26 protein-coding genes are annotated in these 26,275 nt (G+C 60.0%); 23 read left to right on the top strand and 3 right to left on the bottom strand.

Translation table 11 applies throughout. The annotated features are described in order from the left end of the window. Nucleotides 1–596 (top strand): pyridoxamine 5'-phosphate oxidase (gene pdxH, locus F753_RS25910; RefSeq protein ID WP_031297094.1); only part of this gene is annotated, 596 nt, incomplete at its 5' end. Between the two features lie 223 nt (nucleotides 597–819). Here the strand turns inward: pdxH and F753_RS25915 are convergent. Then, nucleotides 820–1,056: a hypothetical protein gene (locus F753_RS25915; protein WP_023443738.1), complete on the bottom strand. Its 237-nt coding sequence runs from the start codon at nucleotides 1,054–1,056 to the stop codon at nucleotides 820–822. A 164-nt stretch (nucleotides 1,057–1,220) separates the two neighbouring features. Between F753_RS25915 and F753_RS0124515 the strand changes: the two genes are divergently transcribed. From F753_RS0124515 to F753_RS25945, 7 genes are all read left to right on the top strand, one after another. Continuing rightward, nucleotides 1,221–1,682 carry an outer membrane lipoprotein gene (locus tag F753_RS0124515; RefSeq protein WP_031297095.1) on the top strand — a complete coding sequence of 154 codons (462 nt, stop codon included), beginning with the start codon at nucleotides 1,221–1,223 and terminating at the stop codon, nucleotides 1,680–1,682. Nucleotides 1,683–1,898: 216 nt separating this feature from the next. Further along, nucleotides 1,899–4,691: a monovalent cation/H+ antiporter subunit A gene (locus F753_RS25920; RefSeq protein WP_023443740.1), complete on the top strand. Its 2,793-nt coding sequence runs from the start codon at nucleotides 1,899–1,901 to the stop codon at nucleotides 4,689–4,691. Continuing rightward, nucleotides 4,691–5,020, top strand: coding sequence for a Na+/H+ antiporter subunit C (locus tag F753_RS25925; RefSeq protein WP_003299385.1), 330 nt, complete (start codon nucleotides 4,691–4,693; stop codon nucleotides 5,018–5,020). Before F753_RS25920 ends, F753_RS25925 begins: the two co-directional genes overlap by 1 nt. After that, nucleotides 5,017–6,516 carry a monovalent cation/H+ antiporter subunit D gene (locus F753_RS25930; RefSeq protein ID WP_023443741.1) on the top strand — a complete coding sequence of 500 codons (1,500 nt, stop codon included), beginning with the start codon at nucleotides 5,017–5,019 and terminating at the stop codon, nucleotides 6,514–6,516. Before F753_RS25925 ends, F753_RS25930 begins: the two co-directional genes overlap by 4 nt. Beyond that, the gene (locus tag F753_RS25935) at nucleotides 6,513–7,013 is read left to right on the top strand and encodes a Na+/H+ antiporter subunit E (protein ID WP_014819899.1); all 501 of its coding nucleotides are present in this window, start codon (nucleotides 6,513–6,515) and stop codon (nucleotides 7,011–7,013) included. Before F753_RS25930 ends, F753_RS25935 begins: the two co-directional genes overlap by 4 nt. Further along, on the top strand, nucleotides 6,998–7,267 hold the full coding sequence (locus F753_RS25940) for a K+/H+ antiporter subunit F (RefSeq protein ID WP_023443742.1): 270 nt from the start codon (nucleotides 6,998–7,000) through the stop codon (nucleotides 7,265–7,267). Before F753_RS25935 ends, F753_RS25940 begins: the two co-directional genes overlap by 16 nt. Nucleotides 7,268–7,277: 10 nt before the next feature. After that, nucleotides 7,278–7,607, top strand: coding sequence for a Na+/H+ antiporter subunit G (locus tag F753_RS25945; RefSeq protein ID WP_003299378.1), 330 nt, complete (start codon nucleotides 7,278–7,280; stop codon nucleotides 7,605–7,607). A gap of 53 nt (nucleotides 7,608–7,660) precedes the next feature. Here the strand turns inward: F753_RS25945 and F753_RS25950 are convergent, their stop codons facing one another. Both F753_RS25950 and map read right to left on the bottom strand, forming a co-directional pair. Continuing rightward, nucleotides 7,661–10,363 carry a [protein-PII] uridylyltransferase gene (locus F753_RS25950; RefSeq protein ID WP_023443743.1) on the bottom strand — a complete coding sequence of 901 codons (2,703 nt, stop codon included), beginning with the start codon at nucleotides 10,361–10,363 and terminating at the stop codon, nucleotides 7,661–7,663. 37 nt (nucleotides 10,364–10,400) lie between these two features. Beyond that, nucleotides 10,401–11,183: a type I methionyl aminopeptidase gene (map, locus tag F753_RS25955; protein WP_023443744.1), complete on the bottom strand. Its 783-nt coding sequence runs from the start codon at nucleotides 11,181–11,183 to the stop codon at nucleotides 10,401–10,403. A gap of 286 nt (nucleotides 11,184–11,469) precedes the next feature. On the opposite strand from map, the gene rpsB reads away from it, so the two are divergent. The 15 genes from rpsB (at nucleotide 11,470) to rnhB (ending at nucleotide 26,130) form a co-directional block, all read left to right on the top strand. Next, on the top strand, nucleotides 11,470–12,210 hold the full coding sequence (rpsB, locus tag F753_RS25960) for a 30S ribosomal protein S2 (protein WP_014819902.1): 741 nt from the start codon (nucleotides 11,470–11,472) through the stop codon (nucleotides 12,208–12,210). A 127-nt stretch (nucleotides 12,211–12,337) separates the two neighbouring features. Then, the gene (gene tsf, locus F753_RS25965) at nucleotides 12,338–13,201 is read left to right on the top strand and encodes a translation elongation factor Ts (RefSeq protein ID WP_014819903.1); all 864 of its coding nucleotides are present in this window, start codon (nucleotides 12,338–12,340) and stop codon (nucleotides 13,199–13,201) included. Nucleotides 13,202–13,401: 200 nt separating this feature from the next. Further along, nucleotides 13,402–14,145, top strand: coding sequence for a UMP kinase (gene pyrH / locus F753_RS25970; protein ID WP_014819904.1), 744 nt, complete (start codon nucleotides 13,402–13,404; stop codon nucleotides 14,143–14,145). Then, a complete protein-coding gene (frr, locus tag F753_RS25975; RefSeq protein WP_014819905.1) occupies nucleotides 14,142–14,699 on the top strand; it encodes a ribosome recycling factor in 558 nt (185 codons plus the stop codon). Before pyrH ends, frr begins: the two co-directional genes overlap by 4 nt. Nucleotides 14,700–14,837: 138 nt before the next feature. Beyond that, complete coding sequence (gene uppS, locus F753_RS25980; protein ID WP_014819906.1) at nucleotides 14,838–15,599, top strand: polyprenyl diphosphate synthase; 762 nt, start codon at nucleotides 14,838–14,840, stop codon at nucleotides 15,597–15,599. Beyond that, nucleotides 15,593–16,408 (top strand): phosphatidate cytidylyltransferase, encoded by an 816-nt coding sequence (locus tag F753_RS25985; protein WP_023443745.1) that lies wholly within the window; start codon nucleotides 15,593–15,595, stop codon nucleotides 16,406–16,408. Before uppS ends, F753_RS25985 begins: the two co-directional genes overlap by 7 nt. After that, entirely contained in the window at nucleotides 16,405–17,595 is a 1,191-nt protein-coding gene (ispC, locus tag F753_RS25990) for a 1-deoxy-D-xylulose-5-phosphate reductoisomerase (RefSeq protein WP_031297098.1), read from the top strand. Before F753_RS25985 ends, ispC begins: the two co-directional genes overlap by 4 nt. 59 nt (nucleotides 17,596–17,654) lie before the next feature. Continuing rightward, nucleotides 17,655–19,007: an RIP metalloprotease RseP gene (gene rseP / locus F753_RS25995; RefSeq protein WP_023443747.1), complete on the top strand. Its 1,353-nt coding sequence runs from the start codon at nucleotides 17,655–17,657 to the stop codon at nucleotides 19,005–19,007. A 69-nt stretch (nucleotides 19,008–19,076) separates the two neighbouring features. Then, entirely contained in the window at nucleotides 19,077–21,428 is a 2,352-nt protein-coding gene (gene bamA, locus F753_RS26000) for an outer membrane protein assembly factor BamA (RefSeq protein WP_003299362.1), read from the top strand. Nucleotides 21,429–21,476: 48 nt separating this feature from the next. Further along, on the top strand, nucleotides 21,477–21,980 hold the full coding sequence (locus F753_RS26005; RefSeq protein ID WP_003295019.1) for an OmpH/Skp family outer membrane protein: 504 nt from the start codon (nucleotides 21,477–21,479) through the stop codon (nucleotides 21,978–21,980). A gap of 1 nt (nucleotide 21,981) precedes the next feature. Next, on the top strand, nucleotides 21,982–23,040 hold the full coding sequence (gene lpxD, locus F753_RS26010; RefSeq protein ID WP_023443749.1) for a UDP-3-O-(3-hydroxymyristoyl)glucosamine N-acyltransferase: 1,059 nt from the start codon (nucleotides 21,982–21,984) through the stop codon (nucleotides 23,038–23,040). Nucleotides 23,041–23,143: 103 nt separating this feature from the next. Next, the gene (gene fabZ / locus F753_RS26015) at nucleotides 23,144–23,584 is read left to right on the top strand and encodes a 3-hydroxyacyl-ACP dehydratase FabZ (protein WP_003299359.1); all 441 of its coding nucleotides are present in this window, start codon (nucleotides 23,144–23,146) and stop codon (nucleotides 23,582–23,584) included. After that, a complete protein-coding gene (gene lpxA / locus F753_RS26020) occupies nucleotides 23,581–24,357 on the top strand; it encodes an acyl-ACP--UDP-N-acetylglucosamine O-acyltransferase (RefSeq protein ID WP_014819912.1) in 777 nt (258 codons plus the stop codon). Before fabZ ends, lpxA begins: the two co-directional genes overlap by 4 nt. Nucleotide 24,358: 1 nt before the next feature. Beyond that, complete coding sequence (gene lpxB, locus F753_RS26025) at nucleotides 24,359–25,492, top strand: lipid-A-disaccharide synthase (RefSeq protein ID WP_003299357.1); 1,134 nt, start codon at nucleotides 24,359–24,361, stop codon at nucleotides 25,490–25,492. Then, nucleotides 25,492–26,130 carry a ribonuclease HII gene (gene rnhB / locus F753_RS26030; RefSeq protein WP_003299355.1) on the top strand — a complete coding sequence of 213 codons (639 nt, stop codon included), beginning with the start codon at nucleotides 25,492–25,494 and terminating at the stop codon, nucleotides 26,128–26,130. The genes lpxB and rnhB overlap by 1 nt, the downstream gene beginning before the upstream one ends. The last annotated feature ends 145 nt before the right edge of the window (nucleotides 26,131–26,275 follow it).

The following is a 26,275-nucleotide window of genomic DNA, read 5'->3' on the forward strand; positions in this document are numbered from 1 at the left end:
GCGGGCCAAATCCCCCAGCCGAGCCGTTCGGATTGTTTCGTCAGTGGTTCACCGAGGCCACGAAAACCGAACAGGCGCCGGTGGAGCCGAACGCGATGTCCCTGGCTACGGTCGACTCCGACGGCCGTCCTCACTGTCGCATCCTGCTTCTCAAGGCGCTGGATGATCGAGGCTTTACCTTTTTCACCAATTACGACAGCGCCAAGGGTGAGCAACTGAATGCTTCGCCTTATGCAGCCATGACTTTCTTCTGGCCGACACTCGAGCGTCAGGTTCGTATCGAGGGGCGGGTGGAGAAGGTTACTCAGGAGGAATCGGATGCTTATTTTCAAGTCCGCCCCTTGGGTAGCCGGCTCGGTGCCTGGGCATCGCCGCAGAGCCAGGTGATTCGCGATCGCGCCGAGCTTGAGCGTTTGCTGGCGGAAACCGAGCAGCGCTTTCTCGACACGGCACCCCATTGTCCGCCGCACTGGGGTGGTTATCGCCTGTTGCCGGAGCGTATGGAGTTCTGGCAGGGCCGGCCTAGCCGCCTGCATGATCGTCTCGACTATCGTTTGATCGCAAACAGCTGGCAGCGGGAGCGCTTGGCGCCCTAAATGGTCTCCCAGCAACGAACTAGTCCAGGCGCTGTTGCTCCAAACCTCTTGTACCGGAGAGCGGCGCTTTGCTGGAGCGCCAGCGGGTAAGCTCTCGCGCCGTGCTGGCAACGTTCTGTAACCAGCAAACGATCACCTAGTTCTAGGGATGTGCTTTCCGATGGTCAGAGACCATGAAAGCGTGGCTTGTTTGTTCGGGTCTGATCTTCTGAAAGTGTCCGAATCAGAGGCCGGGGTAGTGTTGTACCTGCTGCTCCAGCCAGCTTTGTAGTTCCCGCCGCTTGATCTTCTGACTCTTCGCGTCGGCGAGGCGTTGTAGCATCCAGCTGCGCTTGTCTGGGTCGCTGCCAGCGATTGAAAGCGCCAGGTCCCGATCGGCCCAAAGTCGGAAGCGCATGATCAGCCAGCCGTGAAAAGCCAGGCCAGCTATGGTGGTGATGGCTATGATGAAGTAATCCATGGATCGTCTCGGCGAGAGGAACCGGTGCGCCAGGTTCGACTCGCATAGGTATGCTAGGAAGGTAGTAAATGCTGAGTCAGGACGGAGAAGTTGCCAAGCGCTTTTTTGTCGCTACTGCTCATGCCGCCGTTCAGAACGAAACAGCTGTCCGCAGGAGAATTGCAATGCGTAGGTCCATTTATGTCGCTTCCTTTACAGCTCTGACGCTCGCTCTGGGTGGGTGCGCCTCCAACCTGACCGGAGATACCTATTCTCGGGACGAGGCGCGAGCCGTACAGACCGTGCGTTACGGAACCATCGAATCTCTGCGTCCAGTGAAGATCGAGGGAACCAAGACCCCCATCGGCACCGGCGCCGGTGCCGTCGTTGGTGGCGTTGCCGGCAGTGGCATCGGCGGCGGTCGTGGCAGCGCGGTTGCTGCAGTGATTGGTGCGGTTGCCGGTGGCATGCTCGGTGCCGCGGCAGAAGAGGGGATAACCCGTACCCAGGGTGTCGAGATCACCGTGCGTGAGGATGACGGCAACGTGCGCGCCTATGTGCAGGCCGTGGAGCCCAATCAGGTATTTCGCGTGGGACAGCGGGTTCGCATCATGACCGTCAGTGGCACCAGTCGCGTGGCGCCCTGATCTTCATAGCAGCTGCCCGAGGCGGAAGTCAGAGCGCTGTCACCGCTCCGTGAACGGAGCGGTGACAGCGCTTTTTGTTTTTCGAAATACATGAATCCATGACGCCAGCGTCATCGGTATGGATAATCGGGCACACATTTATGTGCTGTTTCAGGCAGTTGCTGTGCCTGCAAGGATAAGAATGCCTCCGCTCAGGTGGCTTAAGGGGTCTCGTTCATGGCGCTTGCGCTGATCATCGCTTTGCCATTTCTGGGCATCTTCCTGCCTTTGCTCCTGGAGCGGTTTGGTCGCTCCGCTTGTGCCTTTGGCGCGGGCCTGGCGCCACTGACAGCGCTGATTCTGCTGCTGACCAAACGGGCCGACGTATTTGCCGGCCAAACCGAAATCATCCATTACGAGTGGTTGCCGCAGCTCGGACTCAACCTGAGCCTGCGCCTTGATGGATTGGGCTTCCTCTTCGCCCTGTTGATTCTCGGCATCGGTCTTCTGGTCATTCTCTACGCTCGCTATTACCTGTCGAAGAAGGACCCGATGGGGCGATTCTTCGGCTTCTTCCTGTTGTTCATGGGCGCCATGCTCGGCGTGGTGCTGTCCGAGAATCTGCTGCTGATGCTGATGTTCTGGGAGCTGACGAGCCTTTCGTCGTTCCTGCTCATTGGTTACTGGAATCACCGCGCCGATGCGCGCCAAGGCGCGCGCATGGCGCTCGCCATCACCGGGGGGGGCGGCCTCGCCTTGCTCGCCGGGATTCTGCTGATCGGCCATATCGTCGGCAGCTTCGAGCTCACAACCGTGCTCGCTTCGGGCGATCTGATCCGCGCCAATGCGCTGTACCCGCTGACTTTGATTCTCGTGTTGCTCGGTGTGTTCACCAAATCCGCGCAGTTCCCTTTCCACTTCTGGTTGCCGCAGGCAATGGCGGCCCCTACACCAGTGTCGGCCTTCCTGCATTCCGCGACCATGGTCAAGGCTGGTGTCTTCCTGCTCGCTCGACTGTACCCGGCGCTGGCCGAGTCGGAGTGGTGGTTCTACATGGTCAGCGTCACCGGGCTGGCGACATTGCTGCTGGGCGCGGTGATGGCGCTGTTCCAGCACGATCTGAAAGGCCTGCTGGCCTATTCCACCATCAGCCATCTGGGCCTGATTACCTTGCTCTTTGGCCTGGACTCGCGTCTTGCAGCGGTCGCGGCGATCTTTCACATCATCAACCACGCGACCTTCAAGGCCTCATTGTTCATGGCCGCCGGGATCATCGATCACGAGACCGGCACTCGCGACATGCGCCGCATCAATGGCATGTGGAAGTACATGCCACACACCGCGGCACTCGCGATGGTGGCGTCGCTGGCAATGGCCGGTGTCCCATTGCTCAATGGTTTCCTGAGCAAGGAAATGTTCTTCGCCGAGACGCTCGATCAGCACCTGCTCGGTAGCTTCTATTGGACGATTCCCGCGGCAGCGACGCTGGCCGGTGCGTTCTCGGTCGCCTATTCGCTGCGTTTTGTTCACGACGTGTTCTTCAACGGCGAGCCGATCGATCTGCCGAAGTACCCGCCACACGAACCTGCACGCTACATGAAGATTCCGGTGGAAATCCTCGTGTTGCTCTGCCTGCTGGTGGGGATGCTACCGGCTTTCACCGTAGGCCCATTGTTGGCGGCGGCGGTGTCGGGAACGCTGAATGGCAACGTGCCTGAATACAGCCTGTCGATCTGGCACGGCTTCAACTTGCCGCTGGCCATGAGCTTTGCTGCGCTGATTGGCGGGATACTGATCTATTCGCTGCGCAAGTGGGCGTTCCGCTGGTACGAAGGGTTGCCCACGGTCGATTCGCTGGAGGTGTTCGAACGGGTGATGGGCGGACTGACCCTCGCCGCACGTCACGTCACCTGTCTGCTGGAAAACGGCTCGCTGCAACGCTACATCGCCCTCATGCTGCTCAGTACGCTGGTGCTCGTGGTTTTTGCGTTGACCCCGTTGGAAACGCTGCATGGGCCGGTCGCGCTGACGCCGCTTGATGGAATCACCGTGCTGGGTATGGCGATTCTGGCGCTGACTTCGCTGCTGACCGTGCTTTTCCATCGCCGCCGTCTGACCGCGCTGATCGTACTCAGTGTCGTTGGTCTCATGGTTGCGCTCGGGTTTGCCCGTTATTCCGCCCCGGATCTGGCGCTGACCCAGCTTTCGGTAGAGGTGGTGACGATCATCCTGCTGATTCTCGCGCTGTTCTTCATGCCCGACCGTACGCCGGCCGAGTCGAGCAGTCTGCGTGCCTTCCGCGATTTCGTTCTCGCGGGCGGCAGCGGCACCATGGTCGCGCTGCTTGCCTACACCGTGCTGACCCGGCCCTATGACAGCATCGCGTCGTACTTCCTCGAGAACAGTGTTTCCGGCGGCGGCGGCAAGAACGTCGTGAATGTGATCCTGGTGGACTTCCGTGGGTTCGATACCCTGGGCGAGATCGCAGTGCTGGCGATCGCCGGCGTAGGCATCTATGCGCTACTCAAAGGCCTGCGCCTGCCGCACCCGGTTCGCGACTACGGCGGGCGACCCTGGTCGGTTGACCGGCACCCCATGGTTCTGGATGCACTTGCCCGCGCGCTGCTACCGATGGCGCTGCTGATTTCCGCCTTCATCTTCCTGCGCGGGCACAACCTGCCGGGTGGCGGATTCATTGCCGGTCTCATCACCGCGGTGGCACTGATTCTCCAATACATCGCGCATGGCGTGAGCTGGGCACAGGCGCGGCAACCGATCAGCTATCACGCACTCTGCGGCGCAGGCCTGCTTATTGCGGGGTTGACGGGGCTGGGCAGCTGGGCGTTCGGCTACGCGTTCCTGACGTCGTCATTCGGGTATTTCCATCTGCCTCTCGTCGGAGAGTTCGAGCTGGCGACTGCAATGCTCTTCGATCTGGGGGTTTATCTGGTGGTTGTCGGCGCGACATTGCTGATTCTTTCCAACATCGGCCAGGTCAGCCAGGACGATTCCAACAGGGAGGTGCTGTAGTGGAAGCGCTGTTCGCAATCACGCTGGGAATCATGACGGCCAGTGGCGTCTATCTGCTCCTGCGTGCCCGGATCTTTCCGGTGGTGATGGGGCTGACGCTGATTTCCTATGCGGTCAATCTGTTCATCTTTTCCATGGGCCGGCTGGCGACCGGCGTTCCGGCGGTGATAGGCAAGAGCGCGGAGTATGGCGATCCGCTGCCGCAGGCGCTGGTGCTTACGGCCATTGTCATCGGCTTCGCCATGACCGCCTTCGTGGTGGTGCTGGCGTTGCGCAGCATCGGAGAGCTGCGTACCGATCACGTCGATGGTGAGGAGCCGCGCAAATGAATCATGCGTTGATTCTCCCGCTGCTGCTGCCGTTGTTCATGGGGGCGCTGTTGCTGTTCGCTCATCGCGCGAACAAGTCGACCAAGCGCCTGCTTTCACTGGCGGCAACCTGGACCCTGGTCCCGATTGCGATATGGTTGGTGCTGCTTGCCGATGATGGCCAGCTGCGGATCTATGCGCTGGGTAGCTGGCAGCCGCCATTCGGCATCATTCTCATGCTGGACCGGTTGAGCGCGCTGATGCTGCTGGTGACGGCGGTGCTGGCTGGTTTCGCAGCGCTTTATGCGTGCCGTGGTGATGATGAGCGCGGGCCGAACTTTCACGCCCTCTATCAGTTCCAGCTGCTCGGCATCAATGGTGCCTTCCTGACCGGCGACCTGTTCAACCTGTTCGTGTTCTTCGAGATCCTGTTGATCTCCTCGTACGCCTTGCTGCTGCACGGCCATGGTCAGCGCAGGGTGCGCTCGGGTATGCACTATGTTGTGCTGAATCTGCTCGGCTCTTCGCTGTTTCTGATCGGCGTGAGCATGCTCTACGGGCTGCTGGGCACCCTGAACATGGTCGACATGGCTGCCCGTGTGAGCGCGGCCGATCCGGCCGATGCGCCGCTGCTGGCGGCCGCCGGGTATCTGCTGCTGGTGGTGTTCGCGCTCAAGGGCGCAATCCTGCCGCTGTACTTCTGGTTGCCGCGGGCTTATGCATCGGCCACCGCGCCGGTCGCTGCGCTATTCGCGATCATGACCAAGGTCGGGCTGTACGCGATCATTCGTGTGTTCACCCTGGTCTTCGGCAGCGAAGCGGGCGAGTTGAGCGGCATGGTCGATGTCTGGCTCTGGCCGCTGGCTCTGCTGACGCTCGGTGCGGCCGTGATAGGCGCATTGGCCGCTCGCAGCCTGCAGGTGCTGCTGGCCTATCTGGTGGTCGTGTCGGTGGGCACGCTTCTGGCGGGTATTGCGCTCGGCAGCGAGGCAGGGCTTGCTGCGGCACTTTATTACTTGGTCCACAGCACGCTGGTTGCGGGCGGCTTGTTCCTGCTCGCCGATCTGATAGCTCGTCAGCGCGGAGACCTGGGGACCGATCTGATTTCGGCGCCTGCGCTGCGTCAGCCGCTGCTGCTGGGTACGCTGTTCTTCATGGGCGCCATCTCCGTGGCCGGTCTGCCTCCGTTCTCCGGCTTTCTCGGCAAGGTGATGCTGCTGCGCGCCATCGAGCTTGGCGCAGACGCTATCGCGCTGTGGGCCGTGGTGTTGGTCGGGGGGCTGGGCATGCTGATTTCACTGAGCCGAGCCGGCAGCCTGGTGTTCTGGCGTCCCAGTGCCGAGGCGGTGGGGCAGCCTGCCGATGCCATTCGGGTCCTGGCGACGGTCGGCCTGCTGCTTGGTAGTGTGATGCTGGTTGTCGCCGCCGGCCCGCTGCAGGCGTTCGTGCAGGCAACTGCTGCGCAGCTGCTGGATGTTGCGCCTTATCTGCAGATCCTTCAGGGAGGTGCGGCATGAAAGCGCGCTGGTTACCTAATCCCGCCCTGACCTTGATGCTGGCCATTCTCTGGCTGCTGCTCAATAACACGCTGAGCTTCGGGCAGTTCTTGCTCGGTCTGTTTCTTGGTTGGGCGATTCCACTTCTGGTTCGGGGGTTTCTCATTGAGGTGCCGCGCATACGCAAGCCGCTGCAGCTGTGCGTGTTCTCGCTCAAGGTGCTCTTTGACATCGTCGTGGCCAATGTGCACGTCGCCAAGCTGGTGCTGGGGCCGAAGAAAAACCTGCGCCCTGCGTTCATCGAGGTGCCCATGGCCATCGAGAACGAGTTCGTCCTGTCCACACTGACCAGCATCATCTCGCTGACGCCTGGGACGGTATCTGCCTGCCTGAGTCAGGATCGCCAGATGCTTATGGTGCATGCGCTGGACGTGCCTGACGTCGATGCGCTGATCGCTGACGTCAAGCGTAACTATGAGGCGCCACTGCTGGAGATCTTCGAATGCTCGCCTACGTGATTCCGTTCTGTATGGCCGTTTTGGGGCTGGCGGCGGTGTTGAATGTCGTTCGTCTGGTCCAGGGGCCGGACATGCCCGACCGAGTGCTAGCGCTCGATACGCTGTACATCAACGCGCTCGCGCTTATCGTGCTGTTCGGCATCTGGCTCGCCTCCGACCTGTTCTTCGAGGCTGCACTGCTGATTGCCGTGATGGGTTTCGTCAGTACCGTGGCAATCGGTAAGCACCTGCTGCACGGCGACATCATTGATTGAGGGAAACGACATGCCATTCTGGATCGAAGTGCTGGTAAGCGTGTTCCTTATTATCGGCAGCCTGTTCGCGCTGATCGGTGCGATCGGCCTCTACCGGCTGCCGGATTTCTACACGCGCCTGCATGGCCCGACCAAGGCGACGACGCTGGGTGTTGGCGGTATCGTGATCGCGTCGATGATCTTCTTCAGCAGCCAGAACGATGGCTTGAGCCTGCACGAGCTGCTGATCACGCTGTTTCTCTTCCTCACTGCGCCGGTCAGTGCGCACATGCTGGCCAAGGCTGCAATGCAGCAGAAACTGCCAGCTGTCGAACAAACGCGGGGTCAGCCTTGGGATTGAGCCTGCCTCCTACCTGTCTTGCAGCGCCAGGTAGGTGAGCAGGCGAGGCCATTTCAGATCAGGATGCTGCTCGGTGAGGGTTGCTGTTCGTTCTCCTGCTGCAGCTCCTTGACGAGCGCCTGCTGCAGGCGCAGGCAGAACTGCGGGTCGGACAGCGGCTGGTTGTCTGCGTCGGTGACGAAGAATACGTCCTCCACGCGTTCGCCCAAGGTCGCGATCTTGGCGTTCTGCACCGATAGATCGAAATCGAGGAACAGCTGGCCCACACGCGCCAACAGGCCGGGCCGGTCCGGTGCAATGATTTCCAGAATGGTCTGCGGCCGCTGTGTGTCGTTGTGGATGGTGACCTGCGGCGGGAAGGCGAAGTGCTTGAGTTGCCGTGGGACACGGCGCTGGATGATGGTCAGGTAGTCGTCCGGGTTGCGCAGGGCGGCGATCAGGCCGCTGCGAATCTCCTCGATCCGCTTCGGATTATTGCCGATCGGGCTGCCGTCGGCGTCCAGCACGATGTAGGTGTCCAGCGTGAACTGGCTGCTCGACGTCAGAATGCGTGCGTCATGGATGTTCAGGTTGAGCTGATCCATGGCCGCCACGGTTACCGCGAAGAAGTCATGCTGGTCTGGCGCGTAGATGAATATTTGCGTGCCTCCCTCAAACTCCCGCTGCGTGGTTTCCTTGATCAGCACCAGCGGCCCACCGTTGGCCGGGTGCTCGATGATCGCGTCGGTATGCCAGGCCACATCGGTGGCGGTGTGCCGGAGGAAATAGTCGTCGCCCAGCTGTGACCAGAGCTGCTCGGCGTCATCCGGATCGGTGCCCTGGCGCACCAGGTCATCGAGCGCAGCGCGTTGGGTCTGGCGGATTTGCTCTTCGCGCCCCAGCGGGTTTTCCAGCCCGCGTTTCAAGGCCCGCTTTGTTTCGGTATAGAGCTGACGCAGCAGGCTCGCGCGCCAGGAATTCCACAGGGTCGGGTTGGTGGCGTTGATGTCGGCCACGGTCAGGACGTAGAGATAGTCCAAGTGCGTCTCGTCGCCGACCAGTTGGGCGAAATCATTGATCACCTGCGGATCGGACAGATCCTTGCGCTGCGCTGTGGTGGACATGACCAGATGGTTTTCCACCAGCCAGACCACCAGTCGGGTATCCCACGCCGGCAGCTTGTGACGACTGCAGAATTGCTCGGCATCCACCGCGCCGAGTTCCGAATGGTCGCCGCCACGGCCCTTGGCAATGTCGTGATAGAGCCCGGCAATGTAGATCAGCTCTGGTTTGGGCAGCCTTTCGACCAGCTTGCTGGCCAGCGGATATTTCTCGGCGACGCCCGGCTTGGTCAGCTTGCGCAGGTACTTGATGACATTGAGCGTGTGCGCGTCGACGGTGTAGATGTGGAACAGGTCGTGCTGCATTTGCCCGACGATGTGGCCGAACTCCGGCAGATAGCGGCCCAGGATGCCGTAGCGGTTCATTCGGCGAAGGTTGCGGTGAATACCTTCCTTGCACTTGAACAGCTCGATGAACAGGCTGGTGTTGCGCAGATCCTGGCGGAAGATGTCATCGATCAGGTAACGGTGATCGCGGAGCAGGCGAATGGTGTCCGAGCGAACGCCCTGGATGTCGGGATGCTGGGCGAGCAGCACGAAGGTTTCCAGGATCGCGAAAGGGGTGCGTTTGAAGATAGCTGCGTTGCTCACCTCAAGGTAGCCGTCGCGTACCTGAAATCGGCTGTTTAGTGGCACGATCGGGCCTGACTCGCCTTCCCAGAGAATCACTTCGGCGAAGTGCTGACCGACAAGATCGCTGAGTTCGGCAATGCTCATGACGATCCGGTAGTACTTCTGCATGAAGCGTTCGATGGCCAGCTTGGCATCATTGTCTTCATAGCCCAGCAGCGCGGCCAAACTGCGCTGATGGTCAAACAGCAGGCGATCCTCGGCGCGACCGGCAAGCATGTGCAGGCCGTAGCGCACCTTCCAGAGAAACTCCTGGGCGGCGGTCAGCAGGCTGTGTTCACCCTCGGTAAGAAAGCCCTGATCGACCATCGCCTGCAGATTGAGCGTGCCGAACTCGCGACGGGCGATCCAGAGGATGGTCTGGATGTCGCGCAGGCCGCCGGGGGAGCCTTTGACATTGGGCTCCAGGTTGTACTCGGTGTTGTTGTACTTGGCGTGTCGTGCGCGCTGCTCGTTGCGCTTGGCGAGGAAGAATTCCTTGCTAGGCCACATCTGTTGGGTGCTGGTGACCCGCAGCATGGCCTGGCGCAGGCGCTCCGGGCCGGCGATCGTCCGGCTTTCCATGAGGTTGGTGATGACCGTGAGATCGGCGCGCGCTTCGTCGGCGCATTCGGCAACGGAGCGCACGGCCTGCCCGACTTCCAGGCCGATATCCCAGAGAAGGGTCAGAAAGCCCTCGATCGAGTCGCGAAAGATTTCCTGGTCGTTGGCGTCGAGCAGAATGAGCAGGTCGATATCGGAGTAGGGGTGCAGTTCACCTCGGCCGTAGCCACCCACTGCGACGAGCGCGATATCTGCGCCATTGTTCCAGTCGAAGCGATCCCAGGCCGAGCGCAGAATCTGATCGACGAACCAGGCGCGATCTTGAATCAGGCGACGGATGTCCCGACCTGCCTTGAACCGCTCGTCCAGTACCTGCCGCGCCTGGCGTATGGCCTTCTTGTACGCAGCGATGGGGCTGGCCTTCAGAGCCAGCTCCGCCTGAAACTGGCTGCGGTCAAACAGCTCCGGGTCAACCTGGGGCATGCGAACGTCCTCCCGTGGGGGCTGCGGCTGTGAAATCTCAGGTAGAGGTGCGAGCGATGGTGTCGTCGCTGCGCAGAGTGAAGATCTCGTAGCCGTCAGCGGTCACCAGGATGGTGTGTTCCCATTGCGCCGATAGCTTGCGATCCTTGGTGATCGCAGTCCAGCCATCGCCAAGCAGTCGGGTTTCCGAGCGACCCTGGTTGATCATCGGCTCGATGGTGAAGGTCATGCCTTCCTTGAGCTCCATGCCGGTGCCGGCACGGCCGTAATGCAGAACCTGCGGCTCCTCATGGAAGACCTTACCGATGCCGTGGCCACAGTATTCGCGGACCACGGAGAACCCATTCTTCTCGGCATGTTTCTGGATGACTTCACCGATGTCCCCGAGTCGTGCGCCCGGGCGAACCAGCTCGATGCCTTTATAGAGGCATTCCTGAGTGACCTGGCAGAGGCGATCGGCCCACTCGGGCACCTTGCCGACCATGAACATCTTGCTGGTGTCGCCGTGATAGCCGTCCTTGATCACAGTGATATCGATGTTGAGGATGTCGCCGTCTTTCAGCGGCTTGTCGTTCGGGATGCCGTGGCAGACAACGTGGTTGATTGAGGTGCAGATCGATTTGGGAAAGCCCTTGTAGTTCAGCGGAGCGGGAATGGCCTGCTGAACGTTGACGATATGCTCGTGGCAAAGGCGGTCGAGTTCCTCGGTGGTGACGCCTGGCTTGACGTGCTCGCCGATCATCTCGAGAACTTCGGCGGCGAGGCGCCCGGCAATGCGCATCTTCTCGATATCTTCGGGCGTCTTGATGGTGACAGTCATGCAAACCTCTTGTATGCCCGCAGGCGAAGGCAATAACGGAAAGTCGCGATGATAAACCAAAGCGCCTGCGGCCTGCAGGTCAGGGCTGATTGCACTGCTGAGCCTGTTGTAGAGAGTTCAAAGCAGTAGCCTCTCGATGGTCGTTGTGCTATAAAACGCGCCGCTCAGCGGGGTAGACCCCGTCGAGCCTAACCCCACACACGTGTCGACACGGTATCCTGGGTGCTCGCAAGAGTTGGATATCGGGACGCGTGGAGGCCTAACCCGACTTATTCGAGGACTGATCATGTCTCAAGTCACTATGCGCGATATGCTGAAGGCCGGTGTGCACTTCGGCCACCAGACCCGTTACTGGAATCCGAAAATGGATAAATACATTTTCGGCGCGCGCAACAAGATCCATATCATCAACCTGGAAAAAACCCTGCCGATGTTCAACGACGCGCTGCGTTTCGTTGAGAAGCTGGCTGCAGGCAAGAACAAGATTCTGTTCGTTGGCACCAAGCGTTCCGCCGGCAAGATCGTTCGCGAAGAAGCTGCTCGTTGTGGCTCGCCGTATGTCGATCATCGCTGGTTGGGTGGCATGCTGACCAACTACAAGACCATCCGCGCCTCCATCAAGCGTCTGCGTGAGCTGGAAGGGCAGTCCCAGGACGGTACTTTCGAGAAGCTGACCAAGAAAGAAGCTCTGATGCGTACCCGTGATCTCGAGAAGCTCGAGCGCAGCCTGGGTGGTATCAAGGATATGGGCGGCCTGCCGGACGCCATGTTCGTCGTCGACGTCGATCACGAGCGCATCGCTATCTCCGAAGCCAACAAGCTGGGTATCCCGGTCATCGGCATCGTCGATACCAACAGCAGCCCGGAAGGCGTTGACTACATCATTCCCGGTAATGATGACGCCATCCGTGCCGTGCAACTCTACCTCGGCTCCATGGCTGACGCTGTTCTGCGCGGTCGCCAGAACGGTGCCGGTGGCGCTGACGAGTTCGTCGAGGAAGTTGCTTCCGAAGCGGCTCAGGGCTGAGTGCGGCGCACTGCAGCGTGACACCCGATGAACAAAAAGGGGGCTAGGCCCCCTTTTTGTCTCTTGCGAATTGATCACCCGTGTATTGGGTGAGTGGTTTAGAAACCAAATCGAGAGGATTCCCAACATGGCAGAAATCACTGCAGCCTTGGTCAAAGAACTGCGCGAGCGTACCGGTCAGGGCATGATGGAGTGCAAGAAGGCTCTGGTCGCCGCTGGCGGTGATATCGAAAAGGCGATTGACGACATGCGTGCCTCGGGCGCCATCAAGGCCGCCAAGAAGTCGGGCAACATCGCTGCCGAGGGCTCGATCGCCGTTCGCGTCGAGGGTGGTCGTGGTCTGATCATCGAAGTCAACTCGCAGACTGACTTCCTGGCTCTGCAGGATGACTTCAAGGCGTTCGTCAAGGAAAGCCTGGACGAGGCCTTCGAGCAGAAGCTGACCGATGTGGCCCCGCTGATTGCTTCTCGTGAATCCGCGCGCGAAGCGCTGGTCGCCAAGTGCGGCGAGAACGTCAACATCCGTCGCCTGACCGCAGTGGAAGGTGAGGTGGTTGGTGCTTATCTGCACGGTCACCGCATCGGTGTGCTGGTCACCCTGAAGGGTGGCGATGCCGAGCTGGCCAAGGATATCGCCATGCACGTGGCTGCCAGCAATCCTGCGGTTCTGAGCCCGGCTGATGTTTCCGAAGAGCTGGTTGCCAAGGAAAAGGAAATCTTCCTGCAGCTCAATGCCGACAAGATCGCCGGCAAGCCGGAAAACATCGTCGAGAACATGGTCAAGGGCCGTATCAACAAGTTCCTGGCCGAAGCCAGCCTGGTTGAGCAGGCGTTCGTCAAGAACCCGGAAATCAAGGTTGGTGAGCTGGCCAAGAAAGCTGGTGCCGAAATCGTATCCTTTGTTCGCTACGAAGTAGGCGAGGGCATCGAGAAGGCCGAAGTCGACTTTGCTGCCGAAGTTGCTGCTCAGGTCGCTGCGACCAAGAAATAAGGCCGCTTCGGTGGTTCTGGCAAAGAGGCTGCCCGCTCACGCGCGCGGCCTCTTTGTCGAATTGGGCAGCGGAATTGTTTTTTTGTCACGATATAGTCATCGCCTGGCACCAACCCCGGGTTGAGCTGTCAAAGCGCAGATATTTTTTGGTCTGAGTCATTCAGACTTGATCACAGCACGCCGCAGGAGATAACACGCCAATGGCTCAGCAGATGAGTGCACGCAATCCTCGCTATAAACGCATTCTGCTCAAATTGAGCGGCGAGGCCCTGATGGGCTCCGAAGACTTTGGCATAGATCCCAAGGTCCTTGACCGTATGGCTCTGGAAGTCGGCCAGTTGGTGGGCATCGGCGTCGAGGTCGGACTGGTCATCGGTGGTGGCAACCTCTTTCGTGGTGCTGCGCTCTCGGCGGCCGGTATGGATCGCGTCACCGGCGACCATATGGGTATGCTGGCCACTGTGATGAACGCGCTGGCCATGCGCGACGCGCTTGAGCGTTCGAACATCCCGGCGCTGGTCATGTCTGCCATTTCCATGGTCGGCGTGACTGATCACTATGACCGTCGCAAGGCGATGCGTCATTTGAAGACCGGCGAGGTGGTTATTTTCTCCGCCGGTACCGGCAACCCATTCTTCACCACCGACTCGGCCGCCTGTCTGCGTGCGATCGAGATCCAGGCGGATGTCGTGCTCAAGGCCACCAAGGTCGATGGTGTTTACACCGCAGATCCGTTCAAGGATCCGAATGCGGAGAAATTTGCCGAGCTCACGTACGACGAAGTGCTGGATCGTAAGCTTGGCGTGATGGATCTGACAGCCATCTGTCTGTGCCGTGACCACAACATGCCGCTGCGAGTCTTCAACATGAACAAGCCCGGCGCCCTGCTCAACATCGTGCTAGGTGGCGCTGAAGGAACCCTGATCGAGGAATCGAAAGAATGATCAACGAGATCAAGCAAGACGCGCAGGAGCGCATGAAGAAAACCCTGGAATCGCTGGACCATGCATTCGCCAAGATCCGTACCGGCCGTGCGCATCCCAGTATTCTCGATAGCGTTATGGTCTCCTATTACGGTTCCGACACTCCGCTGCGTCAGGTTGCCAACGTAATCGCCGAAGACTCCCGCACTCTGGCATTGACAGTGTTCGACAAGAGCATGATCCAGGCGGTAGAGAAGGCGATCATGACCTCGGACCTAGGGCTGAATCCGGCCACCGCTGGCACCACGATTCGTGTGCCGATGCCCGCGCTGACCGAGGAGACCCGTAAGGGCTACACCAAGCAGGCCCGCGCAGAGGCCGAGAACGCCCGAGTCGCAGTGCGCAACATCCGCCGTGATGCGATCGCGCAGCTGAAGGACCTGGTCAAGGAAAAGGAAATCAGCGAGGACGAGGAACGTCGTGGCCAGGATGACGTTCAGAAGCTAACCGACAAGTACGTTGCCGAGATCGACAAGGCCCTCGAAGCCAAAGAAGGCGACCTGATGGCCGTATAAGGCCGGCATCGAATCGCTGCTGTCATGTCATGAATCGGGGGGACCGGTTCGTGATGCGACAGCGCGGATGCCACAGAGCTGTTGCTTGCAGCTTTTTCTTTTGGTTCGCAGCGTGTTTTAGCGCAAGTAGAGTTGTTCATGGAAAAGGTCAGGCAGATCGCCGGGCGGAATGTACCCCGTCACGTGGCGATCATCATGGATGGCAACAATCGCTGGGCGAAGAGGCGTTTGCTGCCCGGTGTGGCCGGGCATAAAGCCGGTGTCGACGCGGTTCGCGCCGTGATTGAGGTCTGCGCCGATTCCGGCGTCGAGGTGCTGACACTGTTTGCGTTCTCCAGCGAGAACTGGCAGCGCCCGGCAGATGAAGTCGGTGCGCTGATGGAACTGTTCCTGTCGGCGTTGCGGCGTGAGGCGCGCAAGCTCGATGAGAACGGCATTCGCCTGCGCATCATCGGCGATCGTGCCCGTTTCCATCCCGAATTGCAGGCCGCGATGCTGGAGGTGGAAGAGATGACTTCCGCCAATCATCGTTTCGTCCTCCAGGTTGCCGCCAATTACGGTGGGCAGTGGGACATTCTTCAGGCGGCTCAGCACTTGGCTGCCGAGGCGCAGTCCGGGCGTCTGAATCCGGCGGAAATTACGCCTGCTCTGTTTCAGAGCTATCTGGCGACCGGCGACATGCCGTTGCCCGATCTGTGCATTCGCACCGGCGGTGAGCGGCGCATCAGCAATTTCCTGCTTTGGCAGCTCGCCTACGCGGAACTGTATTTTTCCGATCTTTATTGGCCCGACTTCAAGCACGTTGCCATGCGCAAGGCGCTCGCCGATTTCGCCACTCGACAGCGGCGATTTGGCAAAACGGGCGAACAGGTCGAAAGCGAGGTCAAGGCCGAATGCTGAAGCAGCGCATCATCACCGCCGCCATCCTTCTGTCCGTCGCGATCATTGGGTTCTTTCTTCTTCACGGGCTCGCTTTCGCCATCTTCATTGGGCTGGTCGTTGCGCTAGGTGCCTGGGAATGGGCCCGGTTGGCCGGGTTCGCGGGCCAGCCGGTGAGAATCGGTTATGCGGCGCTGGTCGTGGTGCTGCTTGCCGTGCTGTATCAACTTCCGGCACTGGCCCCCTGGCTGTTGGCGCTCGCTGTGCTCTGGTGGCTGGCAGCAACCTATATGGTGTTGACCTATCCGCAGAGCAGTCGTCTCTGGGGTGGCTCCGCTGGCAGTCTGGTGATCGGTCTGGCGATTCTGCTTCCGTCGTGGCAGGCGCTGGTCGTGCTCAAGCAATGGCCATTGGGTAACTGGTTGATCCTTGCCGTGATGATTCTGGTCTGGGCTGCGGATATCGGGGCGTATTTCTCCGGCAAGACGTTCGGCAAGCGCAAGCTTGCACCGCAGGTCAGTCCTGGCAAGAGCTGGGAGGGGCTGATAGGTGGCCTGTTGACCAGTCTGCTGATCACGCTGGCGGTTGGCATTTACCGCGGCTGGTCGGTGCGAGAGCTGGTGCTAGCGCTGCTGGGTGCGGCGGTGGTGGTGTTGATCTCGGTGATTGGTGACCTCACCGAGAGCATGTTCAAGCGTAGCTCGGGCATCAAGGACAGCAGTCAGCTGCTGCCCGGGCACGGCGGTGTAATGGATCGCATAGACAGTCTTACCGCGGCCATTCCGATCTTTGCGGTGCTTCTTTGGCTTGCTGGCTGGGGCGTGCTGTGACGCGACCTCTACAGATAACCGTGCTGGGGGCGACCGGTTCGATCGGACTTAGCACATTGGATGTCATCGCTCGTCATCCCGATCGCTATAGCGTATTTGCGCTGACCGGCTTCAGCCGGCTCGCCGACCTGCGTTCGCTCTGCCTCAAGCATCGTCCGAGCTACGCAGTGGTCGGTGATGAAGCGCAAGCCGGCGTGCTGCAGGGGCAGTTGCAGTCCGATGGCGTTGCCACTCGAGTGCTGAGCGGCGAGGGCGGTCTGAGCGAGGTGGCGGGCCATCCCGAGGTCGATGTCGTGATGGCTGCAATCGTCGGTGCCGCTGGGCTGAAGCCGACTCTCGCCGCCGTGCAGGCAGGCAAGCGAGTGTTGCTGGCGAACAAGGAAGCGCTGGTAATGTCCGGCGCGTTGTTCATGCAGGCACTGCACGATAGCGATGCGGTGTTGCTGCCGATCGATAGCGAACACAACGCGATTTTTCAATGCTTGCCATCCGATTATGCCCGTGGGCTTGGTGCTGTCGGTGTGCGGCGGATATTGCTCACCGCTTCTGGCGGGCCGTTTCGAGATATTGCGCCGCAGCTTCTGGCGGATGTATCGCCGGAGCAGGCCTGCGCTCATCCCAACTGGTCGATGGGACGCAAGATTTCCGTGGATTCGGCCAGCATGATGAACAAGGGGCTTGAGCTGATCGAGGCCTGTTGGTTGTTCAACGCGCGACCAGATCAGGTCGAGGTGGTGATTCACCCGCAAAGCGTTATCCACTCTATGGTGGACTACGTGGATGGTTCGGTGCTCGCGCAACTCGGCAATCCCGACATGCGTACGCCGATTGCGCATGCGCTGGCATGGCCGGAGCGAATCGATTCCGGTGTGTCGGCGCTGGATCTGTTGCAGGTTGGGCGACTGGATTTCCAGGCGCCGGACAACCTGCGTTTCCCTTGTCTGCGGCTTGCTCGCCTGGCCGCGGAGACCGGTGGTACGGCGCCGGCGATGCTCAATGCCGCGAACGAAGTGGCGGTTGACGCCTTTCTCAATCGACGCATCCGCTTCACCGAGATCGCGAGTATCATCGACGACGTGTTGAATCGAGAGGCATCGGTTCCGACTGTCTGCCTTGAAGATGTACTGGCAGCTGACAACCAGGCTCGTGAAACTGCCGACCACTGGTTGAGCTGCCGCGGGCGATAGGGTCTGCCGGCCTCGCGGCTTGCAGCGAAACGTCAACAGACCCACTCCCGGAGGAAAATATGGGCGCGCTCTACATGATCATCGGCACCCTCGTTGCGCTCGGGGTGTTGGTGACCTTTCACGAATTCGGTCATTTCTGGGTTGCCCGTCGCTGTGGCGTGAAGGTGCTGCGATTCTCCGTTGGCTTCGGTAGTCCGCTGCTTCGCTGGCATGACCGGCAGGGCACCGAGTTCGTCATCGCTGCGATACCGCTTGGCGGTTACGTCAAGATGCTCGACGAACGTGAGGGCGACGTGCCTCCCGCTTTGCTCGACAGTGCATTCAATCGCAAGAGCGTCCGCCAGCGCTTCGCTATCGTATCCGCCGGGCCGTTGGCCAATTTCCTGTTAGCTATGGTGTTCTTCTGGCTGCTGGCGATGCTTGGCAGCGAACAGGTGCGGCCTGTTGTCGGTGCTGTCGCGCAAGGCAGTCTCGCTGCTCAGGCGGGGATGGCGGTCGATCAGGAGATCGTTGCGGTCAATGGCAAGCCAGTCAGTGGCTGGTCCGAGGTCAATTTACAGTTGGTACGGCGCCTGGGCGAGAGCGGTCAGCTCGATATGACGGTGCGAGAGCTTGGCGGTTCTGGCGAGCAGCACCTGCAGATCCCGTTGCAAAATTGGCTGAAAGGCGTGGAGGAGCCGGACCCGATCACCTCGCTCGGAATCAGACCCTGGCGCCCTCAGATTGTCCCAGTGGTCGCTCAGTTGGACCCTGAAGGCCCGGCGCAGGCCGCAGGTATTCGTCTCGGCGACCGCCTGTTGAGTATGGATCAGCAGCCACTGGACGATTGGCAGCAGGTGATCGACGCAGTCAAGGTACTGCCCGGTGAGCCGGTATCCCTGCAGGTGGAGCGCGCCGGTGAGCGACTCGATGTTTCGTTGACGCTGGCCGCGCGTGGCGAAGGCGATGCGCGCCGCGGTTATCTGGGGGCGGGTGTCGAAGGTGGTGAATGGCCAGCGGAAATGCTGCGCGAAGTCAGCTTCGGTCCTTTTGAAGCGGTGGTCGAAGGCGTAAGGCGCACCTGGACCATGAGCCTGCTGACCCTCGATTCGCTGAAGAAAATGCTCTTCGGGGAGCTCTCGGTAAAAAACTTGAGCGGTCCGATAACCATTGCTAAAGTGGCGGGCGCTTCTGCCCAGTCGGGCCTGGGGGATTTCCTCAATTTCCTCGCCTATCTGAGCATTAGTCTGGGGGTTCTCAATCTATTGCCTATCCCGGTGCTCGATGGCGGCCATCTGCTCTTCTATGTCGTCGAGTGGGTCCGCGGACGTCCTCTGTCGGAGCGGGTACAGGGATGGGGAGTACAGATCGGCATCAGCCTGGTGGTTGGGGTGATGCTGCTTGCACTGGTCAATGACCTTGGCCGTCTGTAATGCCGAATCCGTAGTGTCGCCATGCCGAATCGCCGGTTCATTTATCAGGTTTGAATAAGAAAGGACTTCATGAAACGTCTGCTGCTACCTGCGGTTATCTCCGCATTGATGATCGCCGAAGTTCACGCTGAGTCCTTCACTATTTCCGATATCCGGGTCAATGGCCTGCAGCGGGTTTCCGCCGGCAGCGTATTCGGCGCTCTGCCTTTGAACGTGGGTGAGCCCGCCGATGACAATCGCCTCGTCGATGCCACTCGTGCGCTCTTCCGAACCGGTTTCTTTCAGGATATTCAGCTGGGGCGGGATGGCGATGTGCTGGTCATCAGCGTAGTCGAGCGACCATCTATTTCCGGCATCGAGATCGAAGGCAACAAGGCGATCAAGACCGAAGATCTGCTGTCAGGTTTGCAGCAGTCCGGTCTGGCCGAAGGGGAAATCTTTCAGCAGGCCACGCTCGAGGGTGTACGTAATGAACTGCAGCGCCAGTACGTTGCCCAGGGGCGCTATTCGGCGACCATCGAAACCGAGGTCATTTCGCAGCCGCGTAATCGGGTGGCGTTGAAGATCAAGATCAACGAAGGCTCGGTGGCGGCGATCAAGCACGTCAATATCGTGGGCAATTCTGTCTTCGCGGACGAAGATCTGGTGGATCTGTTCGAGCTGAAGACCACAAACTGGCTGTCGTTCTTCCGCAACGACGACAAGTACGCGCGTGAAAAGCTCTCCGGTGACCTGGAACGCCTGCGCTCGTATTACCTGGATCGCGGTTACATCAACATGGATATCACCTCGACCCAGGTATCCATAACGCCAGACAAGAAGCACGTCTATGTCACCGTGAACATCGACGAAGGCGAGCGCTATACCGTGCGCGATGTCAAGCTGAGCGGTGATCTCAAGGTTCCGCAGGAAGAGATCGAGGCGCTGTTGCTGGCAAAAGAAGGTCAGGTGTTCTCGCGCAAGGTGATGACCACCACCTCCGAGCTGATTACACGGCGCTTGGGTAACGAAGGCTATACCTTTGCCAACGTCAACGGTGTTCCTGAAGCTCACGACGAAGACAATACGGTGTCGATCACGTTCGTCGTCGATCCGGGTAAGCGTGCGTACGTCAATCGCGTCAATTTCCGCGGGAATACCAAGACCGAAGATGAAGTGCTGCGTCGCGAGATGCGCCAGATGGAAGGTGGTTGGGCGTCGACCTATTTGATCGACCAATCCAAGACTCGTCTCGAGCGCCTGGGCTTCTTCAAGGAAGTGAACGTAGAAACGCCGCAGGTGCCAGGTACGGACGACCAGATCGACGTCAACTACAGCGTCGAGGAGCAACCGTCCGGTTCGATCATGGCCAGCATCGGTTTTGCGCAAAACGCAGGCCTGATTCTGGGTGGCTCCATCAGCCAGAACAACTTCCTCGGTACCGGGAACCGGGTCTCCCTGGGCTTGACTCGCAGCGAATACCAGACGCGTTACAACTTCGGTTTCGTCGACCCCTACTGGACCGAAGACGGTGTCAGCCTGGGGTATAACGCCTTCTATCGCACCACCGATTACGACGAACTCGATTACGACGTTTCCAGTTATTCGGTGGATAGCCTTGGTGGCGGCATCAACATCGGCTACCCGATCAGCGAGACGTCTCGACTGTCATTCGGCCTGACTGTGCAGCAGGATGATCTTGATACTGGCCGTTATACCGTGGACGAGATCTTCGACTTCATGGAGGAGGAGGGCGACAGCTTCCTCAACTTCAAGGCATCTGCAGGTTGGTCCGAGTCGACCCTCAATCGCGGCGTGCTCGCAACTCGCGGCCATTCGCAGAGCCTGGTATTCGAAAGTACTATTCCGGGTAGCGACCTGTCTTTCTACAAACTCGACTACAACGGCCAGCTGTTCGTACCGATGAGCAAGGATTACACCCTGCGCATGCATACGCGCCTGGGTTACGGGGACGCCTATGGCTCGACCTCGAGCCTGCCGTTCTACGAGCATTACTATGCCGGCGGCTTCAATTCGGTACGCGGCTTCGAGGATAGCAGTCTCGGCCCTCGTAGCACGCCGAGTGACGGGTCGCGCCCAGGCACCATCGCCGACCCGGATCAGGATCCTCTGCCGTTCGGTGGTAACGTACTCATCCAGGGGGGCTTGGAAGTGCTGTTCCCCATGCCGTTCGTCAAGGATCAGCGCTCGCTGCGTACCTCGGTGTTCTGGGACGTAGGTAATGTGTACAACACCAATTGCCCAACAGAGTCGAGTAATTGCAGCGATATCGACTTCGGCGATATGGCCAGCTCGGTGGGTGTAGGTCTGACCTGGATTACCGCAATGGGCCCGCTGAGCTTCAGTCTGGCTATGCCGGTGGTCAAGCCGGACGAGGCCGATACTCAGGTATTCCAGTTCTCGCTGGGACAAACGTTCTAACATTGCGGCGTGATGCCTCAGTGCTTTCTTTCAGGAGTGGTGTTTACCGTGCGTAAGTTGACTCAACTGTTTCTCGTCGTTGCCGCGCTGGTAGCGACCCCAGCATTTGCCGAAATGAAGATCGCCGTCATGAACTATCAGATGGCGCTGCTTGAGTCGGATGCGGCCAAACGTTACGCGGTCGACGCGGAGAAGAAGTTCGGCCCCCAACTGAGCAAGCTGAAAACACTCGAAAGCGACGCCAAGCGTATTCAGGATCGCCTGGTCAAGGACGGTGACAAGATGCAGCAGGCCGAGCGTGAACGTCTGGAGCTCGAATTCAAGCAAAAGGCACGTGACTTCCAGTTCCAGTCCAAGGAATTGAACGAGGCAAAGGCTGTGGCGGATCGGGACATGCTCAAGCAGCTCAAGCCGAAGCTTGATCAGGCTGTCGAAGAAGTCATCAAGAAGGGCAACTACGACCTGGTGTTCGAGCGTGGTGCCGTGGTGGATGTCAAACCGCAGTTCGATATCACCCGCCAGGTCATCGAGCGCATGAATCAGCTGCGCTGATATGGCAGGCGCAGTCTATACACTCGGCCAGCTGGCCGAGGAACTGGGTGGCACCCTGCGCGGCGATGCTGACCAGACTATTAGAGGGCTCGCTACCCTGCAGGAGGCGGGCCCGGCGCATTTGAGCTTCCTTGCCAATGCTCAGTATCGCAAGTACCTGTCGACCACCCAGGCCGCCGCGGTGTTGTTGGCTCCCGCTGATGCTGAAGGCTACGAAGGCGCGGCAATTGTCGTTAGCGACCCCTATCTGGCTTATGCGCGCGCGTCGCACCTGTTCGAGACTCGACCGGTAGCGAATAGCGGCATTCACCCGACGGCGGTGGTCGCTGCCGATGCTTATGTAGTTTCGTCGGCCAGTATTGGTCCCTATGTGGTGATCGAGTCCGGCGCAACCATCGAGGCGGATGTGGTGATCGGTGCGCAGTCATTCGTCGGCGCCCGTAGCCGAATCGGCGCTGGCGGGCGACTCGCACCGCGAGTCACGCTTTATCACGACGTGCAGATCGGTAAGCGCGTGGTGATCCAGTCCGGTGCCGTGATCGGTGGTGAGGGGTTCGGCTTCGCCAAGGAAAAAGGTGCCTGGCAGAAGATCGCTCAAATCGGCGGTGTGCGTATCGGAGATGATGTGGAGATTGGCTCGAATACCACCATCGACCGCGGCGCCCTTTCCGATACGCTGATTGGCAACGGCGTGAAGCTAGATAATCAGATCATGATCGCGCACAACGTGCAGATCGGTGACAACACGGCGATGGCTGGCTGTGCCGGCATCTCCGGTAGCACCAAGATCGGACGCAATTGCATGATCGCCGGTGGCGTCGGCATGGTTGGGCACATCGAAGTGTGCGACAACGTGTTCGTGACGGGTATGACGATGGTCACGCGCTCGATCACGGAACCCGGAAGCTACTCCTCGGGCACGGCGATGCAGAATGCTGCCGATTGGAGAAAGAGTGCGGCGCGTATTCGTCAGTTGGATGACATGGCTCGCCGGCTGCAACAGCTGGAGAAAAGCCTGGCTACCGTGACTCAGGGTCAGAATCCGGCTTCTGATGCCTGAGCTTACCGTCTGATCCGGTTTTTTTCGGGGTTAATGCCTGTCAGTGCTCGCGCGGGCTTTCAGCGCAGGCGGCCCTATACTTTTTTACAGGCTCTTTCCTGACATGATGGATATCAACGAGATTCGCGAATATTTGCCTCACCGCTACCCGTTCCTGCTGGTGGACCGTGTGACGGAGATGGACGTCGAGGCCAAGCGCGTTCGTGCCTACAAGAACGTGACCATCAACGAACCGTTCTTCAATGGGCATTTTCCACAGCATCCGATCATGCCAGGCGTGCTGATCATCGAAGCCATGGCGCAGGCGGCCGGTCTGCTTGGTTTCAAGATGATGGGCGTCAAGCCAGCCGATGGCACGCTTTACTATTTCGTCGGCTCTGACAAGCTGCGCTTCCGTCAGCCGGTGGTTCCGGGCGATCAGCTGGTGCTGGAAGCTTCCTTCATCAGCGCCAAACGCGGCATCTGGAAGTTCGATTGTCGTGCGAGCGTCGAGGGCAAGCCGGTCTGCTCGGCAGAAATCATCTGCGCGGAACAGAAGATATGAGTTTGATCGACCCTCGCGCCATCATCGACCCTGCGGCTCGCTTGGCGGATGACGTCCAGGTCGGCCCATGGTCGATCATTGGTCCGGACGTCGAAATTGGCGAGGGTACGGTGATCGCGTCGCATGTGGTCATCAAAGGGCCGACCCGTATCGGTCGGCACAATCGCATCTATCAGTTCTCCTCGGTTGGCGAAGATACGCCGGATCTGAAGTACAAGGGTGAGCCGACGCGCCTGGTGATTGGCGATCACAACGTGATTCGCGAGGGTGTCACCATCCATCGCGGCACCGTGCAGGATCGCTCCGAAACCACCCTCGGTGATCACAACCTGATCATGGCTTATGCTCACATCGGCCACGACAGCGTGATCGCCAATCATTGCATTCTGGTCAACAACACCGCGCTGGCCGGTCACGTCCATGTGGGCGACTGGGCCATTCTCTCCGGTTACACCCTGGTACATCAGTTCTGCCATATCGGCGCCCATAGTTTTTCCGGCATGGGCACGGCGATCGGCAAGGATGTACCGGCATTTGTCACCGTGTTCGGCAATCCGGCGGAGGCGCGCAGCATGAACTTCGAGGGCATGCGTCGTCGTGGCTTCAGCGCCGAAGCCGTTCACGCCCTGCGCAACGCTTACAAGGTCGTCTACCGCAAGGGGTTGACCGTGGAGGCCGCACTCTCCGAGCTGGCCGAAAGTGCAGCGGCATTCCCCGAGGTTGCGATCTTCCGCGACTCGATCCAGGGTTCAACTCGTGGCATCACCCGCTGAGATGAACCGGCCGCTCAGGGTTGCCTTGGTAGCCGGGGAGTCCTCCGGTGACATCCTTGGTGCGGGCCTGATGCAGGCGCTGAAGGCTCAGCACGCGAATGTCGAATTCATCGGGGTCGGCGGCTCGCGCATGCAGGCCGAAGGGTTGCAGTCGTACTTTCCGCTCGAGCGTCTGGCAGTGATGGGCCTGGTCGAAGTGCTCGGCCGTTTGCCGGAGCTGCTGGCCCGCCGCAAACGCCTGGTGGACACGCTGATCCAGCAGCGGCCGGATGTATTCATCGGCATCGACGCACCGGATTTCAATCTCGGGCTTGAGCTCAAGCTGCGCCGCGCCGGAATCAAGACCGTGCACTACGTCAGTCCGTCGGTCTGGGCCTGGCGTCAGAAGCGGGTGCTGAAGATCCGTGACGCCTGCGATCTGATGCTCACGCTGTTTCCGTTCGAGGCCAGGTTCTACGACGAGCACCAGGTACCGGTTCGCTTCGTCGGTCATCCCCTGGCTGATGCCATTCCGCTTTGCGCCGATCGTGCCGCGGCACGGCAAGCGCTCGGATTGCCAGCGGATGGCCTGGTCGTCGCGCTGATGCCCGGTAGCAGGGGCGGCGAAGTCGCTCGCCTGGGGGATCTTTTCCTTTCCGCTGCCGAGCGGTTGCGCGCCATGCGTCCCGGGATTCGTTTTGTCATGCCTTGCGCCAGCCCCGAGCGGCGGCTGCAGCTTGAGCAGATGCTGGTTACGCGTGATTTACCGCTGACCCTGCTCGATGGCCGGTCCCATGAGGCATTGGCCGCCTGCAACGCCGTGTTGATTGCTTCCGGTACGGCAACGCTTGAGGCGCTGTTGTTCAAACGTCCTATGGTGGTTGCCTACAGCGTAGCGCCAATGACTTACCGCATCCTCCGGCGGCTGGTGAAGAGCCCCTATGTTGCGCTTCCCAACCTGCTGGCCCAGCGTCTGCTGGTTCCCGAGTTGCTGCAGGACGCCGCTACCCCCGAAGCGCTTGCGCAGTCTCTGTCGCCACTGCTGGACGATGGTGACGTGCAAACCGAAGGCTTCGACAGTATTCATCGCACCCTGCGTTGCGATGCGTCGAGTCAGGCCGCCGATGCCGTGTTGCGCCTGGTTGGAGTTCGTTGATGCAGTTCGGACTCGATTTCAATCTGGTCGAAGAGCTGGTTGCCGGCGTCGACGAGGTCGGGCGCGGGCCGCTGTGTGGTCCTGTAGTGACCGCTGCAGTGATCCTCGATCCGGCGCGTCCGATCAAAGGCCTCAACGACTCGAAAAAGCTGAGCGAAGCCCGTCGTGAAGCGTTGTTCGACGAGATCTGCGAAAAGGCGGTGGCGTGGTGCATTGCCCGAGCGGAGGTCGAAGAGATCGATCAGCTGAATATCCTTCACGCCACGATGCTCGCCATGCAGCGTGCGGTTGATGGACTGAGTGTCACGCCGCGGCTGGCACTCATCGATGGCAATCGCTGCCCTCAGCTGAACGTGCCCAGCGCACCGGTGATCCAGGGCGACGGTCAGGTGCCGGCTATCGCTGCGGCATCCATCCTGGCCAAGGTCAGTCGTGACCGCGAAATGCAGGCCCTGGATCTCTGCTATCCGGGTTATGGGCTGGCCGGGCACAAGGGTTATCCGACTCCAAGCCATCTGGAAGCGCTTCGTCGGCTAGGACCAACGCCCATTCATCGGCGCTCTTTCGCCCCCGTGCGTACGCTGCTTGAGCAGGCAGTTGTCGAGACCGACATCCCGGCCAGCGTGCTGCTGGTCTAGCGGGTAACTGTACGCGGGCCAGCCAGGTGCTTCATGAGGTCCTGGGCCGCCGAACACCCTTTTACCGTGTCGGCTACCGTTAGCGCGGTCGCCAGCCCGTCCGTGCTTTCCGGTACAATTCCGCGCTTGTCGTTCTGCCAGCTCA

It is taken from the genome of Stutzerimonas chloritidismutans AW-1 (assembly GCF_000495915.1).
GTDB lineage: Bacteria > Pseudomonadota > Gammaproteobacteria > Pseudomonadales > Pseudomonadaceae > Stutzerimonas > Stutzerimonas chloritidismutans.

Bases quoted from the DNA above. Each gene is read 5' to 3' on its own strand.
- lpxD (WP_023443749.1), top strand. From the start codon at position 21,982: ATGGCAGGCGCAGTCTATACACTCGGCCAGCTGGCCGAGGAACTGGGT.
- rseP (WP_023443747.1), top strand. From the start codon at position 17,655: ATGGGCGCGCTCTACATGATCATCGGCACCCTCGTTGCGCTCGGGGTG.
- F753_RS0124515 (WP_031297095.1), top strand. From the start codon at position 1,221: ATGCGTAGGTCCATTTATGTCGCTTCCTTTACAGCTCTGACGCTCGCT.
- uppS (WP_014819906.1), top strand. From the start codon at position 14,838: ATGGAAAAGGTCAGGCAGATCGCCGGGCGGAATGTACCCCGTCACGTG.
- F753_RS25930 (WP_023443741.1), top strand. From the start codon at position 5,017: ATGAATCATGCGTTGATTCTCCCGCTGCTGCTGCCGTTGTTCATGGGG.
- lpxA (WP_014819912.1), top strand. From the start codon at position 23,581: ATGAGTTTGATCGACCCTCGCGCCATCATCGACCCTGCGGCTCGCTTG.
- F753_RS25950 (WP_023443743.1), bottom strand. From the start codon at position 10,363: ATGCCCCAGGTTGACCCGGAGCTGTTTGACCGCAGCCAGTTTCAGGCG.
- bamA (WP_003299362.1), top strand. From the start codon at position 19,077: ATGAAACGTCTGCTGCTACCTGCGGTTATCTCCGCATTGATGATCGCC.
- tsf (WP_014819903.1), top strand. From the start codon at position 12,338: ATGGCAGAAATCACTGCAGCCTTGGTCAAAGAACTGCGCGAGCGTACC.
- map (WP_023443744.1), bottom strand. From the start codon at position 11,183: ATGACTGTCACCATCAAGACGCCCGAAGATATCGAGAAGATGCGCATT.
- F753_RS25915 (WP_023443738.1), bottom strand. From the start codon at position 1,056: ATGGATTACTTCATCATAGCCATCACCACCATAGCTGGCCTGGCTTTT.
- F753_RS25945 (WP_003299378.1), top strand. From the start codon at position 7,278: ATGCCATTCTGGATCGAAGTGCTGGTAAGCGTGTTCCTTATTATCGGC.
- F753_RS25940 (WP_023443742.1), top strand. From the start codon at position 6,998: ATGCTCGCCTACGTGATTCCGTTCTGTATGGCCGTTTTGGGGCTGGCG.
- rpsB (WP_014819902.1), top strand. From the start codon at position 11,470: ATGTCTCAAGTCACTATGCGCGATATGCTGAAGGCCGGTGTGCACTTC.
- lpxB (WP_003299357.1), top strand. From the start codon at position 24,359: ATGAACCGGCCGCTCAGGGTTGCCTTGGTAGCCGGGGAGTCCTCCGGT.
- frr (WP_014819905.1), top strand. From the start codon at position 14,142: ATGATCAACGAGATCAAGCAAGACGCGCAGGAGCGCATGAAGAAAACC.
- F753_RS25985 (WP_023443745.1), top strand. From the start codon at position 15,593: ATGCTGAAGCAGCGCATCATCACCGCCGCCATCCTTCTGTCCGTCGCG.
- rnhB (WP_003299355.1), top strand. From the start codon at position 25,492: ATGCAGTTCGGACTCGATTTCAATCTGGTCGAAGAGCTGGTTGCCGGC.
- fabZ (WP_003299359.1), top strand. From the start codon at position 23,144: ATGATGGATATCAACGAGATTCGCGAATATTTGCCTCACCGCTACCCG.
- F753_RS25920 (WP_023443740.1), top strand. From the start codon at position 1,899: ATGGCGCTTGCGCTGATCATCGCTTTGCCATTTCTGGGCATCTTCCTG.
- pyrH (WP_014819904.1), top strand. From the start codon at position 13,402: ATGGCTCAGCAGATGAGTGCACGCAATCCTCGCTATAAACGCATTCTG.
- F753_RS25935 (WP_014819899.1), top strand. From the start codon at position 6,513: ATGAAAGCGCGCTGGTTACCTAATCCCGCCCTGACCTTGATGCTGGCC.